At 67.6% G+C, this 16,963-nt stretch carries 16 protein-coding genes; 13 read left to right on the top strand and 3 right to left on the bottom strand.

Features of this window, described 5'->3' with window-relative positions; translation table 11 throughout:
* Positions 1-3: 3 nt before the first annotated feature.
* On the bottom strand, positions 4-978 hold the full coding sequence (locus AB4Z10_RS12300; protein ID WP_441470684.1) for a VOC family protein: 975 nt from the start codon (positions 976-978) through the stop codon (positions 4-6).
* Between the two features lie 292 nt (positions 979-1,270).
* Between AB4Z10_RS12300 and AB4Z10_RS12295 the strand changes: the two genes are divergently transcribed.
* On the top strand, positions 1,271-1,663 hold the full coding sequence (locus tag AB4Z10_RS12295) for a hypothetical protein (RefSeq protein WP_441470683.1): 393 nt from the start codon (positions 1,271-1,273) through the stop codon (positions 1,661-1,663).
* 156 nt (positions 1,664-1,819) lie between these two features.
* Here AB4Z10_RS12295 and AB4Z10_RS12290 read toward each other — a convergent pair whose 3' ends face one another.
* Positions 1,820-3,004 (bottom strand): aminotransferase, encoded by a 1,185-nt coding sequence (locus AB4Z10_RS12290; RefSeq protein ID WP_441470682.1) that lies wholly within the window; start codon positions 3,002-3,004, stop codon positions 1,820-1,822.
* Positions 3,005-3,110: 106 nt separating this feature from the next.
* On the opposite strand from AB4Z10_RS12290, the gene AB4Z10_RS12285 reads away from it, so the two are divergent.
* The 3 genes from AB4Z10_RS12285 to AB4Z10_RS12275 all read left to right on the top strand — a co-directional run bounded on the left by AB4Z10_RS12285 (position 3,111) and on the right by AB4Z10_RS12275 (position 5,927).
* The gene (locus AB4Z10_RS12285) at positions 3,111-3,866 is read left to right on the top strand and encodes an SIR2 family NAD-dependent protein deacylase (RefSeq protein WP_441470681.1); all 756 of its coding nucleotides are present in this window, start codon (positions 3,111-3,113) and stop codon (positions 3,864-3,866) included.
* A 185-nt stretch (positions 3,867-4,051) separates the two neighbouring features.
* Positions 4,052-4,666 carry a cold-shock protein gene (locus AB4Z10_RS12280; RefSeq protein WP_441470680.1) on the top strand — a complete coding sequence of 205 codons (615 nt, stop codon included), beginning with the start codon at positions 4,052-4,054 and terminating at the stop codon, positions 4,664-4,666.
* A 379-nt stretch (positions 4,667-5,045) separates the two neighbouring features.
* Complete coding sequence (locus AB4Z10_RS12275) at positions 5,046-5,927, top strand: HD-GYP domain-containing protein (protein ID WP_441470679.1); 882 nt, start codon at positions 5,046-5,048, stop codon at positions 5,925-5,927.
* Positions 5,928-5,931: 4 nt separating this feature from the next.
* On the opposite strand, the gene AB4Z10_RS12270 is transcribed toward AB4Z10_RS12275, so the two are convergent.
* The gene (locus tag AB4Z10_RS12270; protein WP_441470678.1) at positions 5,932-6,282 is read right to left on the bottom strand and encodes a HesB/IscA family protein; all 351 of its coding nucleotides are present in this window, start codon (positions 6,280-6,282) and stop codon (positions 5,932-5,934) included.
* An 86-nt stretch (positions 6,283-6,368) separates the two neighbouring features.
* On the opposite strand from AB4Z10_RS12270, the gene AB4Z10_RS12265 reads away from it, so the two are divergent.
* The 9 genes from AB4Z10_RS12265 (at position 6,369) to AB4Z10_RS12225 (ending at position 16,867) form a co-directional block, all read left to right on the top strand.
* Complete coding sequence (locus AB4Z10_RS12265) at positions 6,369-7,622, top strand: deoxyguanosinetriphosphate triphosphohydrolase (RefSeq protein ID WP_441470677.1); 1,254 nt, start codon at positions 6,369-6,371, stop codon at positions 7,620-7,622.
* Between the two features lie 189 nt (positions 7,623-7,811).
* Positions 7,812-9,578 carry an arginine--tRNA ligase gene (gene argS / locus AB4Z10_RS12260; protein ID WP_441470750.1) on the top strand — a complete coding sequence of 589 codons (1,767 nt, stop codon included), beginning with the start codon at positions 7,812-7,814 and terminating at the stop codon, positions 9,576-9,578.
* Between the two features lie 97 nt (positions 9,579-9,675).
* Positions 9,676-11,274, top strand: a complete 1,599-nt coding sequence (locus AB4Z10_RS12255) for an SPOR domain-containing protein (RefSeq protein WP_441470676.1) — start codon at positions 9,676-9,678, stop codon at positions 11,272-11,274.
* Positions 11,275-11,461: 187 nt separating this feature from the next.
* The gene (locus tag AB4Z10_RS12250) at positions 11,462-12,556 is read left to right on the top strand and encodes a TRAP transporter substrate-binding protein (protein WP_441470675.1); all 1,095 of its coding nucleotides are present in this window, start codon (positions 11,462-11,464) and stop codon (positions 12,554-12,556) included.
* Between the two features lie 117 nt (positions 12,557-12,673).
* The gene (gene nagZ / locus AB4Z10_RS12245) at positions 12,674-13,684 is read left to right on the top strand and encodes a beta-N-acetylhexosaminidase (protein ID WP_441470674.1); all 1,011 of its coding nucleotides are present in this window, start codon (positions 12,674-12,676) and stop codon (positions 13,682-13,684) included.
* Between the two features lie 46 nt (positions 13,685-13,730).
* On the top strand, positions 13,731-14,561 hold the full coding sequence (locus AB4Z10_RS12240; protein WP_441470673.1) for a segregation and condensation protein A: 831 nt from the start codon (positions 13,731-13,733) through the stop codon (positions 14,559-14,561).
* Positions 14,558-15,256 carry an SMC-Scp complex subunit ScpB gene (gene scpB / locus AB4Z10_RS12235; protein ID WP_441470672.1) on the top strand — a complete coding sequence of 233 codons (699 nt, stop codon included), beginning with the start codon at positions 14,558-14,560 and terminating at the stop codon, positions 15,254-15,256. The genes AB4Z10_RS12240 and scpB overlap by 4 nt, the downstream gene beginning before the upstream one ends.
* A 243-nt stretch (positions 15,257-15,499) precedes the next feature.
* Complete coding sequence (locus AB4Z10_RS12230; RefSeq protein ID WP_441470749.1) at positions 15,500-16,540, top strand: ABC transporter ATP-binding protein; 1,041 nt, start codon at positions 15,500-15,502, stop codon at positions 16,538-16,540.
* Positions 16,541-16,621: 81 nt separating this feature from the next.
* Positions 16,622-16,867, top strand: coding sequence for a twin-arginine translocase TatA/TatE family subunit (locus tag AB4Z10_RS12225; protein ID WP_441470671.1), 246 nt, complete (start codon positions 16,622-16,624; stop codon positions 16,865-16,867).
* Positions 16,868-16,963 lie beyond the last annotated feature (96 nt).

Below are 16,963 nucleotides of genomic sequence, written 5' to 3'. Positions count from 1 at the left end.
CGCTCAGCCCTGCAGCAGCCTGACGCGCGTGCCCCAGGGGTCGAGGCTCTCGAACCCGCCGGACAGCGGCGTCGTCGCGATGCCGGCCGCCGCGAAGCGGTCGGCCTGAGCGGCCATAAGCTCCGGCTTTTCCGTCATCAGCGAGAACCAGGCGAGACCGGTTCTGCCGTCGTCGCGCCGTCCGGCGCCGGCGCTGTTCCAGGTGTTCAGCGCCAGATGATGGTGGTAGCCGCCCGAGGACAGGAAGCTCGCGGTATCGCGCCGGCTCGTCGGCGCCAGACCGAGCAGATCGCGATAGAAGCGGTCGCCCGCATCGACATCGCCGACGCGCAGGTGGATGTGCCCGATGCGCAGCCCCTCCGGCGCCCTGGTGTAGTCGCTCGCGCTCGTGTCGGTCAGCGACAGGATGTCGTCGACGTCGAGCCGATGCGTGCCCATGACGATGCGACCGTTGTCCCAACGCCAGCCTTCGGCAGAGCGGTCGGCATAGACCTCGATGCCGTTGCCTTCGGGATCGTTGAGGTAGACGGCCTCGCTGACGCTATGGTCGGCGAAGCCCGTCAGCGGCGTGCGATTGCGCGCGACATGGACGAGCCAGCGCGCCAGATCCCGCCGGCTCGGCATCAGGAAAGCGATGTGGAATAGCCCGGCGGAGGTGGGAGGCTCCAGCGCCGCGTCCGGCCGCGGCTCCAGCGTGAGCAGGGCGCCTTCGCCGGTGCCGAGGGTGACGGAGGCGGCGCCGCGCGCCAGCACGGACAGGCCGATGACGTCGCGGTAGTAGCTGGCTACACGCTCGACATCGCGCACCTTGAGCGCCGCGGCGCCCACCCGGATCGGCGTCTTGCTGGCGAAGCCAGGCCCCGCTGCCGGCGCTGAGACCGGCCCGCCCTCGGCCCGGGCGGCGAAGGAGGCGGCGGCTGTGAGCGACGAGGCTCCGGCGAGTTGAAGCAAGGTGCGGCGGGCGAGGGGGCTGTTCATCGTTGGGAGGCTTTGCGCAGTGGCTGGATGCGCTTCAAGGCCATGAAATCTGGCGGCGTGCACCTCACAAGCGCGTGGGCGGATGTCGCCGGGCCGGTTTTCGGGCAAGTCACGCCGTCGGGGAGGCCTCGTTTTCGGGCAAGTCTCGTTTTCAGGTTAGTCTTGGGGACGGAAGGCCTACGCTCCCAATTCTCGCCGCGCTTTGAACCGGATCGGTCCCGACCGCGACCAAGAACCGGGCCGGCGCGGCCGTCGAGGCGTGCCGGCTTCTCTGTCATCGGTTGGGGACATCATGAAGACCGTGTTTCTCGTTACGATCCCGCGTGTTCTGCTCGGGCTGCTTTTCCTCGTCAGCGCCGTCGACGGCTTCTGGTGGCTGGCGACCGGGACCAATCTCATTCATCCGCCGACGAGCGAACGCGGGCTTGCCTTCGAGTCGGCGCTTCAGAACTCGGGCTTCATCTGGCCGATGGTCAAGGTGGTGAACCTCGCCGGGGGGCTGAGCCTGCTGCTCAACCTGGCGCCGGCTTTCGGCCTCGTGCTGCTTGCACCTATCATGACGGTGATCGTGTTCTTCCACCTCGTGCTAAACCCGCAGGGCATCCCCGTCGCGCTCATCATGACGGTGCTGGGACTGCTGCTTGTCTTCGCCTATCGCGACCGCTTTCGGGCGCTCTTCCGGTAGAAGCGACTTCCTGTCCGGAGGCTCCGGCCGACTCTCGCGTCATGGTCGGGCTTGCCCCGACCATCCACGTCTTCAATCGTCAATGGCGGTATCCAAGACGTGGATGCTCGCCACGAGGGCGAGCATGACGGTTCAGCGACGCTCTCGGAAAACCTCTCAGATCGAGAAACCCTTGAGCCGGTCGCCGAGCAGGCCGATCCGCTCGGCCGCGACATTGGCGATGGCGATGCGCAGATGGTTCTCCTGCCCGGGGCCGAAATAGGGGCCGGGCAGGGCGAGCACGCCGCGCTCCTCGACCAGCCGGCGCACCACATCGGCCGCCGGGGTGCCTTCGAAGGGGTGGGCGACATAGGCGAAATAGGCGCCTGCCGAGAGCACGCGCCAGTCGTTCAGCGGCGCCATCGCCTGACGGAACAGTGCGGCGCGGTCGTTGATCTCGGCCCGGTTGCGCTCGCGCCAGTCGCGGATACCGTCGATGCCCCAGGTGATGGCAGTCTGTCCGGCCCGAACCGGGCTGATCTGGACGCAGTCGAGCACCTTGCTGATCTGGGCGAGGGCGGCGTCGCCGGCTGTGATGGCGCCGAGCCGCCAGCCAGGAACGGCATAGGCCTTGGAGAAGCTGTAGAGGCCGATCACGGAATCCTGCCAGCCGCTTGTGGCGAAGACCTCATGCGGCTTGGCAACTGTCGCCGGCAGGAAGTCGCGATAGGTCTCGTCGAGCACGAGCCAGATGCCGCGCCGGGCGCAGAGCGCGGCGAAGGCGGCGATCGTCTCGGGCGGGTAGACCGCGCCGGTGGGGTTGTTGGGTGTGACCAGTACGATCGCGCGGGTGCGATCGTCGATCAGTGCGTCGGCCGTCGCAGCGTCCGGCACGAATCCGGCCTCCGGCGCGCAGGGTAGCGGGCGCGCCTCGACGCCGAGCATGGTCAGCGTCATCTCGTGGTTGAAGTACCAGGGCGTCGGCAGCAGCACGTTGTCGCCCGCGCGGGCGAGCGCCATCATGGTGACGACATAGGCCTGGTTGCAGCCCGAGGTGACGGCGATTTCGCCGGGGGCGAAGGACGCGCCGTAGACGCGCGAAATCTCCGCCGCATAGGTTTCGCGCAGCCCGGAGTCGCCGGTAATACCGCCATAGCGCGTGGCGGCAGGATCGGCGGCGGCTTCGGCAAGCTTGTCGAGCAGCGCCTGAGGCGGCGGCGAGCCGGGAACTGCCTGCGACAGGTCGATCAGCGGGCCGAAGCGTCCGTCATAAGCCCGCGCCCAACCCTGCGCCTCAGGGATTGGCGGGGGCCCGGTGTCGATGAGATCGGGATTGAACGAGGCGGGTGCGGTCGTCGGCATGATCCGACTGGTTTGGGGCGTGCGCCCCGTTCCGTCAATCGCCTTGGAAGCGTCGCAAGCGCGGTCCATATCTGCAAGGCTTCCATTTAACCGAGCGGGCGGCCCCATGCAGGACGAGACCGAGGACGCGATCGCCGAGCTCCATGCCATGCTCGACCGGGCGGACAGCATTCTCAGCTTCACCGGCGCGGGAATTTCGACGGAGTCGGGCGTGCCGGATTTCCGCTCGCCCGGTTCGCCCTGGATGGTCAACAAGCCGATTCCGTTCGAGGCCTTCGTGCAGAGCCGCGAAGCGCGCATCGAGGCCTGGCGCCGCAAATTCGCGATGGACGACCATTATCGCGAGGCTAGGCCCAATGTCGGCCACAGGGCACTGGCGCGGCTGGTGGCGGACCGGCGCTCCCCGGCCATCGTGACGCAGAATATCGACGGGCTGCACCAGGCCTCCGGCGTGCCGGCCGATCAGGTGATCGAGCTGCACGGCAACGGCACCTACGCCACCTGCCTCACCTGCGGCTGGCGGCATGAACTGGCGGCGATCCGCCCGGCCTTCGAGGCGAGCGGCGAGCCGCCGAGTTGCATGATGTGCACGGGGCCGGTGAAGTCGGCGACGATCTCGTTCGGCCAGGCGATGCCGCAGGAGGCGATGATGCGGGCGCAGGCGCTCGCGCTGGAATGCGACCTCTTCCTCGTCGTGGGGTCGTCGCTGGTCGTCTACCCGGCGGCAACGCTGCCGGTGATCGCGAAGCGGCAGGGCGCCAAGCTCGTCATCCTCAACCGCGAGCCGACGGAGCTCGACCCGATCGCCGATCTCGTCATCCGCGCGGAGAGCGGAGTTGCGTTGCGGCGGCTCGCCTCCTGAGTCGAAGGGGTGTGACCCGTGCGGTCGGAGGCCGGCCCGACAGCCGCGCGAGCATGAGCGGGCTATTTCGGCAACACCGGAGCCCGCGGATGATGTGGACGACCATTTGCGGGCTGTATACCGAATCCGCAGCGATGCTATCGTGGCAACACGAATCAAGCGTTGTGCGTGGGGGTGAGCGGCACATGTCCGACGAATTCGGTGAGAGCGGGCGGCCACCGATGGGTCCCATCCAGTCACTCAACCGCGTCATGCGGCTCGATGGACCAAGCGGTCACGCTTCCGAGGTTCCGGTCGAGATCGCCGGCTACGTCAAATGGTTCGATGTCTCGAAGGGTTACGGCTTCGTCGTTCCCGAGGCGGGCGGTACCGATATCCTCCTGCACGTCACCATTCTGAAGCGCGATGGTTTCAATACGATAGCGGAGGGCGCTCGCATTGTGCTCGAAGCGGTCGAGAAGAACCGTGGTCGCCAGGCTGTGCGGGTTCTTTCGATCGACACCTCCTCCGGGCGCCATCCCTCCGAGATGCCGATGGCGCGCACCAACGTCGCCGTGACGCCGACCAGCGGACTCGAGCGCATGGTGGTGAAATGGTTCAACCGGTTGCGCGGCTTTGGCTTCGTCTCGAAGGGCGAAGGCGCGCCTGACATCTTCGTGCATATGGAGACGCTGCGGCGCTATGGCCTCGTCGAGCTGATCCCGGGGCAGACCGTACTGGTGCGCTACGGACCCGGACCGAAGGGGCTGATGGCCGCCGAGGTCCGGCTGGAGCAGGGCGGCGCTGCCGTTTCCCATTGACGAACCGCTAAGCATGACAGCGCAACCGGGGGTGTCGCCGACCTGTTGCTGGGGACTTCCCCGGCTATCGGCTTAAGCCGGCAGTCCGCTTTTACGCTTCCTCAATCGGCACGGTTATGATGAGGCCTTCTCGGGAGGCCTCCCCATTCTCGTTCTCGTCAGCGATCACGAAGGCCGGCGCCAGTCGCTACAGCGCACGCTCTCGCTTTGGGGGGCATGTTCGGCAACCGGTCCGGACGAGGTTAGCTCCGCCAGGGAGCGCGGACGGCTGCTCGTCGTCGATCTCGATCTGTCGGGCCGGGGCGCCATCGAGACGGCGCGCACTGTGCTGGCGCCCTATCGACACGCGGGAGCGCCCTGCCTTTTCTTGCTGAGAGACATGTCGCCGCGTTCCCAGACGCAGGCCCATGCACTCGGCGCGCGCGAGGTCCTGCCCGTCGATACGCCTCGGTCCGTTCTGCTGGACAAGGTCGGCAATTTGCTGGGGTCGGCTGCTCCGACGAGCGCCGGCGCCGGGATTCAGCGCCGTTTCATCGCAGCCTCGGCAGCGCTCGGCGATCTGCTCGACGCGGCCGCGAGCGATGGGCATATACCGATTGCGGCGATCAACGGCAGTGTCGAGGCTCTCAACCGGGCGGCCGAAGGCGGGGATCTCGACGCGTGGCTCGATCTCGTCTGGCAGCACGATGACGCCACCTATCAGCATTGCCTGCTCGTCTCGGGGCTGGTGGCCGCCTTCGCTCACCGTCTCGGATTCGGCGAAGCCGATCGGCGGCTGATCACCGGCGCGGCCGTGCTGCACGATATCGGCAAGGCACGGATTCCGCTCGATATCCTGCGCAAGCCCGGCAAACTGACGGCGCAAGAGCGCAAGATCATCTGGCAACATCCGCAGATCGGATACGACATGCTCGTGGCTCAGGGCGGGTTCGCACCGACGGTTCTCGCCGCGGTGCTCTCTCACCACGAATACCTCGACGGATCAGGCTATCCGCAGGGCTTGAGCGGAAAACAGATCTCCGATCCTGTCCGCGTGATCACGATCTGCGACATCTACGCGGCGCTTATCGAACGGCGACCTTACAGAGCGCCGATGCCGCCCGAGGAGGCCTATGCCATCCTCATCGGCATGGAGAGCAAGCTCGACCTGGATCTGGTCCGCGTCTTTGGAGAGGTGATCGTCGCGGCATCCACCGCGCGGCTCGGGCGGCGTGTCGAGACGCGCACGGCACCCACACGTCGCTCCGGGGGGGTCGGCTAGTGCGCTAGACGGCGAAGGACGTCCCGCAGCCGCAGGAGCTCGTTGCGTTCGGGTTGGTGATGCGGAAGGACTGGCCGATCAGGTCGTCGACGAAATCGATGGTGCAGCCCTCCAGCAGATCGAGCGATGTTTCGTCGATCAGGACGGTGGCGCCGTCGCGCTCGATGACGAGATCGTCGGGCGCCTTCTCCCGGCCGACATCGAAGATGTACTGAAAGCCCGAACAGCCGCCGCCGGCGACACTGACGCGCAGCATCGAGCCCGGCGGCTCGTTTGCCATTACCGAGAGAATTCGTTTCGCTGCGTTTGCAGTCACCGCAATGCCGCGCGGATTGACCGCAAGATCGGTCGACATGGTCAGATGCTCCTTGCACCTTGGTTGCCGGGAAAGGTAATGGCCCGGCAGCGCCTCTACAAGCACGGGGCCGTGACGGGGCAGCCATGCCGCATCCACAGAGCCCGCCTTCCGGCTTCTCCTCGCCGCCCGGCATCGAGCCGGGAGAGCGCTGGCGCGCGCCTTATGCCTGCCGCTCCAGCACCAGCCGCGGGCGCCTTATCGGTGAGCCCGCCTCGGCGACGCGCGGCGAGTTCCAGCGCGACCGAGACCGCATCATCCATTCGACCGCCTTTCGCCGCCTGAAGCACAAGACGCAGGTCTTCGTCTCGCACGAAGGCGATCACTATCGCACGCGACTGACCCACACGATCGAGGTGGCGCAGATCGCTCGCGCCTTGGCACGTGCGCTCGGCCTCGACGAGGATCTGGCCGAGGCGCTGGCGCTGGCACATGACCTCGGCCACACGCCTTTCGGCCATACCGGCGAGGACGCGCTGGAAGAGTGCATGGCGGCCTTCGGCGGCTTCGACCACAACGCCCAGACGCTGAGGATCGTGACGCGGCTGGAGCGGCGCTATGCCGATTTCGACGGGCTCAATCTGAGTTGGGAGACGCTGGAGGGGCTGGTCAAGCACAACGGTCCGTTGCTCGACCGAGAGGGCAGGCCGACTGCGCGTTATGCCAAGGCCGGCATCCCGGTCGCGATCGTCGACTACCAGCAGCGTCAGGATCTCTGGCTCGACAGCTATGCGTCGGCCGAGGCGCAGGCGGCGGCGCTGGCCGATGACATCGCCTACAACGCCCACGACATCGACGACGGCCTGCGGGCCGGGCTGTTCGGCCATGCCGAACTCAGAGCCGTGCCGTTCCTGGCGGAGCTGCTGGACGAGATCGAGCGGCTGCATCCCGGGCTGGAGCGGCCGCGCCTGACCAATGAGCTCGTCCGCCGGGTGATCACCCGATTCGTCGAGGACGTGATCCGGGAGGCGCAGGCGCGACTGGCGGTGCTGGCACCTGCCGACGCCGATGCGATCCGGCGCGCGGATGCGCCGGTCGTCGCCTTCTCGCCTGCGATCGAGGATGCCGACCGCGACATCAAGGGATTCCTCTACCCCAACATGTACCGGCACCCGCGGATCGCGCCGATCAGGGAGCAGGCGGCGCAGGTGGTGCGCGAGCTGTTCGCCCGCTTCAGCTCCGATCCGGCTGCGATGCCGGAGGAGTGGGCGGCCGGCTGCGACGGGCTCGACGATCACCGCCGGATGCGCCGCATCGCCGACTATATCGCCGGCATGACGGATTGGTACGCGCTCGACGAGCACCGCCGCCTGTTTGACGTCACCCCCTCGCTGCGATAGGGCCGGGCGCCTGTACAAATATGTTCGAGCCTGGATGAGCCCTCATCCCTGGGGAGCGCTTCGTCCAAGCGCATCTCGAAAGATGCTCCGGGAGGCTCCGGAATCACCTGGAGCATCCTTCGAGACGCGGCCTGGGCTGCTCCTCGGGATGAGGGCTCAGAGGCTTTCAACGGACAAGATGTGACCACGATGAACCTGTTCGAGATCTTTTCCGCCCGCCTCCATGCCGCGCTCTCGGCTCTTGCCGAGCGAGGCGCGCTTCCCGCCGGGCTCAACCTCGCGCGCGTCGTGGTCGAGCCGACCAAGGATCCGGCCCATGGCGACCTCGCCACCAACGCCGCGATGGTGCTGGCCAAGGATGCCGGCACCAATCCGCGCGCGCTGGCCGCGCTGCTGGTCGAGGAGCTGTCGAAGGATCCGGAGATCGTCAAGGCGGAGATCGCCGGCCCCGGCTTCATCAACCTGACGCTGCAGCCGGCTGTGTTCACCGCGGTCCTCAAGGCCGCGATCGAAGCCGGCATGGACTATGGGCGCGGCAAGCCGAGATCCGAGCCCCGGGTCAATGTCGAATACGTCTCGGCCAATCCGACCGGGCCGATGCATGTCGGCCATGGCCGCGGCGCCGTCTTCGGCGACGCGCTGGCGAGCCTGCTCGCCTTCGCCGGGCACAACGTCACCCGCGAGTACTACATCAACGATGCTGGCGCACAGGTCGACGTGCTCGCCCGCTCCGCCTTCCTGCGCTACCGCGAGGCGCTGGGCGAGGATATCGGGGCGATCCCGGAGGGGCTCTATCCCGGAGACTATCTGAAGTCGGTCGGCGAGGCGCTGGCGAAAGCGCATGGCGCGGGGCTGAAGGACAAGCCCGAGGCCGAATGGCTCCCGCTCGTCCGCAAGGCGGCGATCGACGGCATGATGGCGATGATCCGCGACGACCTTGCGGCGCTCGGCGTCGTCCACGAGATCTTCTTCTCGGAGCGCTCGCTCCAGAATGTCGACGGGAACAAGGACGCCGTCGCTGAGACGATCGAGGATCTGCGCTCGCGCGACCTTGTCTACGAAGGCCGGCTGCCGCCGCCGAAGGGCCAGAAGGACGAGGACTGGGAGGATCGCGAGCAGACGCTGTTCCGCGCCACGCAGTTCGGCGACGACGTCGACCGGCCGCTGCTGAAGTCGGATGGCAGCTACACCTATTTCGCCAACGACATCGCCTATCACCGCTCCAAGTTCGTCCGCGGCTTCTCCGAGATGATCGACGTCTGGGGCGCCGACCATGGCGGCTATGTCAAGCGCATGCAGGCGGCCGTTAAGGCAGTGACGGGCGGGCAGGGCTCGCTCGACGTCAAGCTCTGCCAACTCGTGCGCCTGCTGCGCAATGGCGAGCAGGTGCGGATGTCGAAGCGCTCCGGCGATTTCGTCACGCTGCGAGAGGTCATCGACGAGGTCGGCCGCGACGCGGTGCGCTTCATGATGATCTTCCGCAAGAACGACGCGACGCTCGACTTCGACCTCGCCAAGGTGGTCGAGCAATCGAAGGACAATCCCGTTTTCTACGTCCAGTACGCGCATGCGCGCTGCGCCTCGATCTTCCGTCAGGCGCGCGAGGTTTTCCCCGATCTCGATCTCTCGTCGGAGGCGCTGGCCGGAGCCGATCTCTCAATCCTGACCGATGAGGCCGAGGTCGGGATCATCAAGGCGATCGCGGCCTATCCGCGAATCATCGAAGGAGCAGCGGCGGCTCATGAGCCGCATCGCGTGGCATTCTTCGTCCACGAACTGGCGAGCGCCTTCCACTCTTTGTGGAACAAGGGCAAAGACTCGCCGCAATTACGATTCGTTAATCAAACTGACCGAAAGTCGACCTTGGCAAGATTGGCGTTCGTGCACTCGGTGCGCAGCGTCCTTGCTTCCGGTCTGGCTGTCGCCGGAGTTGCGGCGCCGGAAGAGATGCGCTGACGGTCGTTTTCCGGCAGCGCGCACGAGGTCAAGTTGACCGCACGGGGTATCGCCTTTTCCATAGGGGGAGGCAGCTTGTGCTGCAATGGATCGTACCATGAGTGAGCCCGCTAGGAATCGTTTCGCGCTCGATCTTGAAGATCTCGAGCGCCAGCTTCGCGGGGCGGGGCAGGCGCCGCGCGCCGGCCATGCGCCTGATCCGCTGGCGGAGCTGACCCGCATCGTCGGGCAGGACGATCCGCTGAAGGATATCTTTGCCGAGCGCCGCGCGCCGGCCCCGCGGCCGGGTTCCCGGCAGGAGCCGAGCTTCGAGGTGGTGCCGCCGGCTCCCGCGCCAGCCGTGCCCGTGCAGGCTGCGCCGCCGGCGGAACTGCGTGGCGCGCTCGATGAATTCGAGGCGCTGTTGCGGCAGGCCGAGCCGAGGCGGCAGGCGCCGGCTCCCGTAGCTCCGGTCGTGCCGCAGCAGGTCCGCGCCGAGCCTCAGCACCACGATTACGACCTGCCCGAGCCGCTGCCCTACACCCAGCCCGCGCCGGTGCGGGGAGGCGTGCCGGCCCGCGATCTCGACGAGGAGGTCGGTACCCATGCGATGCCGGCGGCCTATGATGAGGAGCCTGCGCAATATTCCTACGCGCAGGCCCAGCATTCCTATGGCCAAGCCCAGCACGGCGCTCCGGTCCACGAATATGCCGAAGACGATTTGCCGGATCTGGAGCCGCGCCGCTCGCGCAAAGGGCTCTGGGCGGCCGCAGCGGTCATTGCCGTCGGCCTCATCGGCGTCGGCGCGACCTTCGCTCTGCGCGGCGGCCCTGCGACCAAGGACGGCCAGCCGCCGATGATCACGGCCGATCGCGGCCCGGTCAAGGTCGAGCCCGCCAATCCGGGCGGCGCCGAGATCCCGAACCAGAACAAGCAGATCTACGAGCGCAATGCCGAGGCTCCGCAGGGCCAGAGCAAGCTGGTCAACAACGAGGAGCAGCCGGTCGACGTGCAGCAGGCTGCCCGCTCGCTGCCGCCCCGCGTCGTCATGCCGGGGCCCGGTGCCGGGTCGGCCTTGGCTGCCGCGCCGAGCGCAGCGGAACGCAGCATCACGCCGGCCGAGCCTGGCCTGACCCCGATGCCGCCTGTGCCGGGGCTCGGCGAGCCGCGCAAGGTCCGTACGGTTGCGATTCGTCCCGACGGAACGCCGGTTCCGGCCGGCATCGACGGCAATCAGCCGATCGCGACGGGCTCGGCCCCGAGCCGCTCGCTCGGCACTGCCACGGCGAGCGCCCAGCCCTCGCCGCAGCGGTCGGCTGCGGCTCCCGCTCCTGCCGCTCCCAAGGTTCAGGAGCGCGCGACGACCCCGCCTGCCGCGACCACGCCGGCGGCTCCGACCCGTCTCGCCAGCGCTCCAGCGTCGGCCGCCCCCGACGCCGCTCCGGCAACGGCCGCGGTACGCGCCGGCACCGGCGATTTCGTGGTGCAGCTCGGCGCACCGGGCAGCGAGTCCGAGGCCCGCGCCACCTTCGCCGCTCTGCAGCGCAAATATCCGCAGCAGCTCGGCGGTCAGTCGCCGATCGTCCGCAAGACGGAGCTGGCGGGCGGAAAGACCGTCTATCGCCTGCGCGTCGGACCCTATTCCCGCGAGGATGCGTCGACGATGTGCTCGGCGCTCCAGGCGGCTGGCGGGCAGTGCTTCATCTCGAAGAACTGAGCGCGCGCAGAACAGGTTGAAAATCGGGCGGCGGCATCCGGCAGGGTGCCGCCGTTCTGCTTTGAGACCGGCGCATGGCGGGGGGAGGGGTGCGCTTGTTTCGCTGCTGCGACCGTGCGAGTAGCCTGCCAACAACAGAAGGCTGCCTCGACCATCACGGCGGCCGTTGCTAGCTGGAGGTTACCCCATGGATCGCCGTCATTTCGTCAAGGTCGCAGGCGCGGGCGCTGCCGGCAGCGCGGCCATAGCCGCGCCGGCCATCGCGCAGTCGCAGCCCAAGATCAACTGGCGGCTGACCTCGAGCTATCCGAAGAGCCTGGATACGCTCTACGGTATCTCGACCCATGTCGCGAAGCGCGTCGCCGAGGCGACCGACAACAATTTCCAGATTCAGGTCTTTGCGCCCGGCGAGATCGTGCCGGCCCTGCAGGCTCTCGACGCCGTGCAGAACGGCACCGTCGAGTGCAGCCACACGCTGGCGAGCTTTTATATCGGCAAGGATCCCGCCTTCGCTTTCGAGACCTCGCTGCCCTTCGGCTTCAACACCCGCCAGCAGAATGCCTGGCTCTATCAGGGCGGCGGCCTGGAGCTCTGCCGCGCCTTCATGAAGAACTACAACATCTACACCATCCCGTCCGGCAACACCGGCGCGCAGATGGGCGGCTGGTTCCGCAAGGAGATCAAGTCGCTGGAGGATCTGAAGGGGCTGAAGTTCCGCATCGCCGGCCTTGGCGGACGCATCATGGCGCGCCTCGGCGTCGTGCCGCAGACGATCGGCGGCGCTGACATCTACCCGGCGCTGGAGCGCGGCACACTCGATGCCGTCGAGTTCTCCGGCCCCTATGACGACGAGAAGCTCGGCTTCGTGAAGGTCGCCAAATACTACTACTATCCGGGGTTCTGGGAGGGGAACGCCAATGTCAGCTTCCTCGCCAACCAGGACAAGTGGAACGAACTGCCGGCGTCCTACAAGGCGATCGTGGAAGCGGCCTGCGCCGAGGCCAATGCGCTCTGCGTCGCGAAGTACGACCACAACAATCCCGATGCGCTGATTCGCCTCGCCGGTACCGGCGCCGAGCTGCGGCCCTTCCCGCAGGAGGTGATGGCGGCCGCGTTCAAGGAGGCCTTCGCCATGTATGGCGAACTCGCCGCCAGCAATCCCAACTTCAAGACCTTCTACGATTCCTTCCTGCCGTACTGGAAGAAGGAGCAGCTCTGGTTCCGCATCGCCGAGCTGCCGTTCGACGCGTTCAACGCGCAGAACTACCAGCAGGTGAAGTGAGTTTGCACGCGGGCGCGGATCGTTCTTGACCGCGCCCGCGCCGCTTTCTGCATTCTCGCATCGGCATTGCCCGAAAACCGCATTCCACTTTTCGGGCCGATGCCGTAACCCGGTGCCATGACATCGCGCGCCTTCATAGCCGGCTGCCTCGGCACGAGTCTCACCGCGGATGAGCGGGCCTTCTTCCGGGATGCCCGCCCCTGGGGCTTCATTCTCTTCAAGCGCAACACGCAGACGCCAGAGCAGGTCGCCGCGTTGACGGCCGAGATGCGCGAGACCGTCGGCTGGCATGCGCCGATCCTGATCGATCAGGAGGGAGGGCGCGTCCAGCGCATGGGGCCGCCGAACTGGCCGAAATATCCCTCGGCGCGCGCTTTCCTCGCCATCAACGATTCCGTCCGCCAGCGCGAGATCGTCCGGCTCTCGGCGCGGCTGATGGCGCATGACCTGAAGAGCGTCGGCATCGATGTCGACTGCCTGCCGGTGCTCGACGTGCCGGTCGCCGGCAGTCACGATGTGATCGGCGACCGCGCCTATGCCCATGATCCCGATCAGGTGGCGCGGCTCGGCCGGGCCGCGGCGGAAGGGCTGATCGCCGGCGGCGTGCTTCCGGTCGTCAAGCATATGCCCGGCCATGGCCGGGCGCGGGCCGACAGCCATCACAACCTGCCCGTCGTCGACGCATCGCTCGACGAACTGCGGGCGCATGATTTCCGCCCGTTCCGGCATCTCGCCGACATGCCGCTCGCGATGACGGCACATGTCGTGTTCACGGCGCTCGATCCGAAGCATCCGGCGACGGTCTCGCGGAAGATCGTGCGCGAGATCATGCGCGGCGAGATCGGCTTCGACGGGCTCATCATGACCGATGATATTTCGATGAAAGCGCTCTCCGGCTCCTTCGAGGCCAAGGCCCGCGCCGCGATTCGCGCGGGCGTCGACCTGATCCTGCACTGCCACGGCATCATGGAAGAGATGGTCGCCATCGCCGGCACGGTGCCGGAGATGACCGGGGCCCGCGCCCGCCGCGCCGCGGCTGCGCTCGGCCGCATCCGGCACGAGCCGGAGCCGATCGATCTCGGGGCTGCGCGCGCGGAATTGGCGGCCGCGCTTGCTTTGAGCGCCTGAACAGCCAAATCTGCACCTCGGGGATGACAGCGGGGCAGGGCCTCAGATGACGGCCGAGTTGCCATTCGAGGAGGACGCCGCGCGCCGTGAAGGCGAGCCGTCGCTCGTCGTCGATGTCGACGGCTATGAGGGGCCTCTCGACCTGTTGCTCGATCTCGCACGCCGCCAGAAGGTCGATCTGCATCGCATCTCGATCCTGGCGCTCGCCGAGCAGTATCTCACCTTTGTCGAGCAGGCGCGGGCGCTCAGGCTGGAACTCGCGGCCGATTATCTCGTGATGGCGGCTTGGCTCGCCTATCTGAAATCGCGGCTGCTGCTGCCCGAACCGCCCAAGGGCGAGGAGCCGAGCGCGGCCGATCTCGCCACGGCGCTGGCGCTCCGCCTGCGCCGGCTGGAAGCGATCCGCGCGGCAGCGCGCAAGCTCGCCGCGCGCGAGCGGCTGGGCCAGGACGTCTTCGCTCGCGGCGCACCGGAGGAGATCGTCGCAGGCGCCCGGCCTGTCTGGGAAGCCGAGCTCTACGATCTGCTCGCGGCCTATGCGCAGCAGCGGCAGAAGCGGGTGCAGGGGCATATCTCGGTCGGCCATCGCGTCGTCTGGTCGCTGGTCGAGGCCCGCGAGGCCTTGCAGCGACTGGTCGGCGAGGCCGGTGACTGGACCGAACTGGACAGCTATCTGACGCAGTACATGACGTCTCATGGCCTGCCGGCGCGGGAGATGCAGGCGACGGTCAGGGCCTCGGCCCTGTCGGCCATGCTCGAAATGGTCAGGGAAGGGGTCCTCGACCTGCGGCAGGATGAGGCTTTCGCGCCGATCGAGCTGCGCCGTCGTTCGGCGCGCCCGCGGATTTTGCCCTTCGCCGGCAAGGATGCGTCATGACCGCCGCGCCGGTCGACACCCTGGACGCCGAGGATGGCGGCGGCGTCGAAGCTTTCGCCCAGGCACAGCGCATTGTGGAGGCGCTGCTCTTCGCTTCGGCCGTGCCCTTGTCGGCAGAAGCACTGGGCCGTGCGATCCCGGCCGGCATCGCGGTCGAGCAGGTGCTGGCCCGGCTTGTGGAGAGCTATGCCACGCGCGGCGTCAACCTGCGCCAGGTCGCGGGCGGCTGGGCCTTCCGAACGGCGCCGGACCTCGGATATCTGCTCGCGGCGGAGGCCGAGCCGCCGCGCAAATTGTCGCGCGCCGCGCTCGAGGTTCTCTCGATCATCGCCTATCACCAGCCGGTGACGCGGGCCGAGATCGAGGAGATCCGCGGCGTCGCCACCGCCAAGGGCACGCTCGACATTCTGCTGGAGGCCGGCTGGGTCCGCCTGCGCGGGCGGCGGCGCTCGCCGGGGCGTCCTGTGACCTACGGCACGACGCCCGGCTTCCTCGACCATTTCGGCCTCGACCGGATCGACGACCTGCCGGGCCTGGAGGAGTTGAAGGGAACCGGCTTCATCGAGGGGCGCCTGACACGCGACCTGCAGGTGCCGGTTCCCGACGATGATCCGGGCCTGCGCGACGACGAGGACCCGCTCGGCGACTTGTTCAGCCCGCTTGACGACGGCGAGGGCGGGCCGCAACAGGGGTGAGGGCAGCTATTCGCGCGGCGATTGCCCCGCGTCATCCCGGGCGGAGCGAAGCGGAGACCCGGGATCCATGCCTGAACCTCATGCCGGAAACGCTCTGGCATGGATCCCGGATCGGTGCCGCTTCGAGGCTTGTCCGGGATGACGGCGAGTTGGTGAAGAGGTGAGACGAGGTTGGCACGCAGCGAGATCAAGGCGGGTTGGCTCGGCTGGGGCCGGCGCGGGACAGCCGGCGCGGCGATTCCGATGGCGCTCGGCTTCGAGGGCGTCACGCAGCGTTTCGGGGAGGTGACGGCGCTGTCCGATCTCTCGCTGGCGGTCAATCCGGGCGAGATCGTTGCGCTGCTCGGCCAATCGGGCTGCGGCAAGACGACGCTGCTGAGGCTCGCCGCGGGTGTCGAACGGCCGAGCGCCGGACGGGTGCTGCTGGAGGGGCGCGACGTTTCGGCGCCCGGCCGGTTCGTCGAGCCGGAGCATCGCGGTGTCGGCTTCGTCTTCCAGGACTACGCGCTGTTCCCGCATCTGACCGTCGGCGAGAATGTCTGCTTCGGCCTGCGCGGGCAGAGCGCCGCATCGGCGGAGGCGACCGCGCTCAGGGCGCTCGCGCGCGTCGGCCTTGCCGATTTCTACGGGGCCTTTCCGCATATGCTCTCCGGCGGCGAGCAGCAGCGCGTGGCGCTGGCGCGTGCCATTGCGCCGCGTCCCGGCGTGCTCCTGATGGACGAGCCCTTCTCCAATCTCGACCGGCGGCTGCGCGACGTGGTGCGCGACGAAACCGCGGCGCTGCTGGAGGAAACCGGTGCTACCTCGATCATCGTGACGCATGATCCGGAGGATGCGATGCGGATCGCCGACCGCATCGTGCTGATGCGGGCCGGGCGCATCGTCCAGATCGGCACGGGCGAGGAACTCTATCGGAAGCCCGCCAGCCTCTTTGCCGCCCGATTTTTCTGCGATTTTACCGAGGTCGAAGGTCGCGTCTCGGGAGGCGCGATCGATACGCCGCTGGGGCGCTTCGCGGCGCCGGGGCTGCCGGAGGGAAGCGAGGCGATCGCCTGCATCCGGCCACATCGGGTGCGGATCGTGCCGAAGGGCTACTACCTGCCCGGGCGGCTCGTCACACGGCGCTTCCTCGGCGAGGTCGATCATCTGCTGATCGCCGTGGAGGGGTTCGACCGTGCGCTCTCGGTGCGGGCGGGGCTGTCGGATGAGATCGCGGTGGGCGACGAGGTCGGCGTTGAGATTCCGTCCGACGAAGTCCTTGTGTTTCCGGCGGCAGATCAATAGGTTCCGCCGCCGAGCGATCGACCGGGCAGGGATTGGGTTGGGGATTTCCCCCGGTCGAGGCAATTTCGGAGGAGTTTCGCCATGGGTGGCGTGAGCATTTGGCATTGGATCGTCGTCGGCGTCATCGTGATGCTGCTGTTCGGGCGCGGCAAGGTGTCCGAGTTGATGGGCGATGTCGCCAAGGGCATCAAATCGTTCAAGAAGGGGATGGCGGAGGACGATGAGCCGACGCCGAGCGCGACGAATGTCGACCCCAAGGTGATCGACCATACCCAGGCCAGCAACACGGCTGCGCAGGCTCAGGCCAAGGCCGAGCACAAGGGCTGATGCGGCTTGCGTCCGCTGGACGCGGTTTTGGTGATGCGCGCGTTCTGATCCCTCGGCCTTGACGGCCGAACGGAGGCGCGCCGGGAGGACGAGCCG

The organism is Allobosea sp. RAF48, from assembly GCF_052114025.1.
Classification (GTDB): Bacteria; Pseudomonadota; Alphaproteobacteria; order Rhizobiales; family Beijerinckiaceae; genus Allobosea.
The sequence above is the reverse complement of the archived record's forward strand: the minus strand, read 5'-3'. Positions and strand labels throughout refer to the sequence as shown.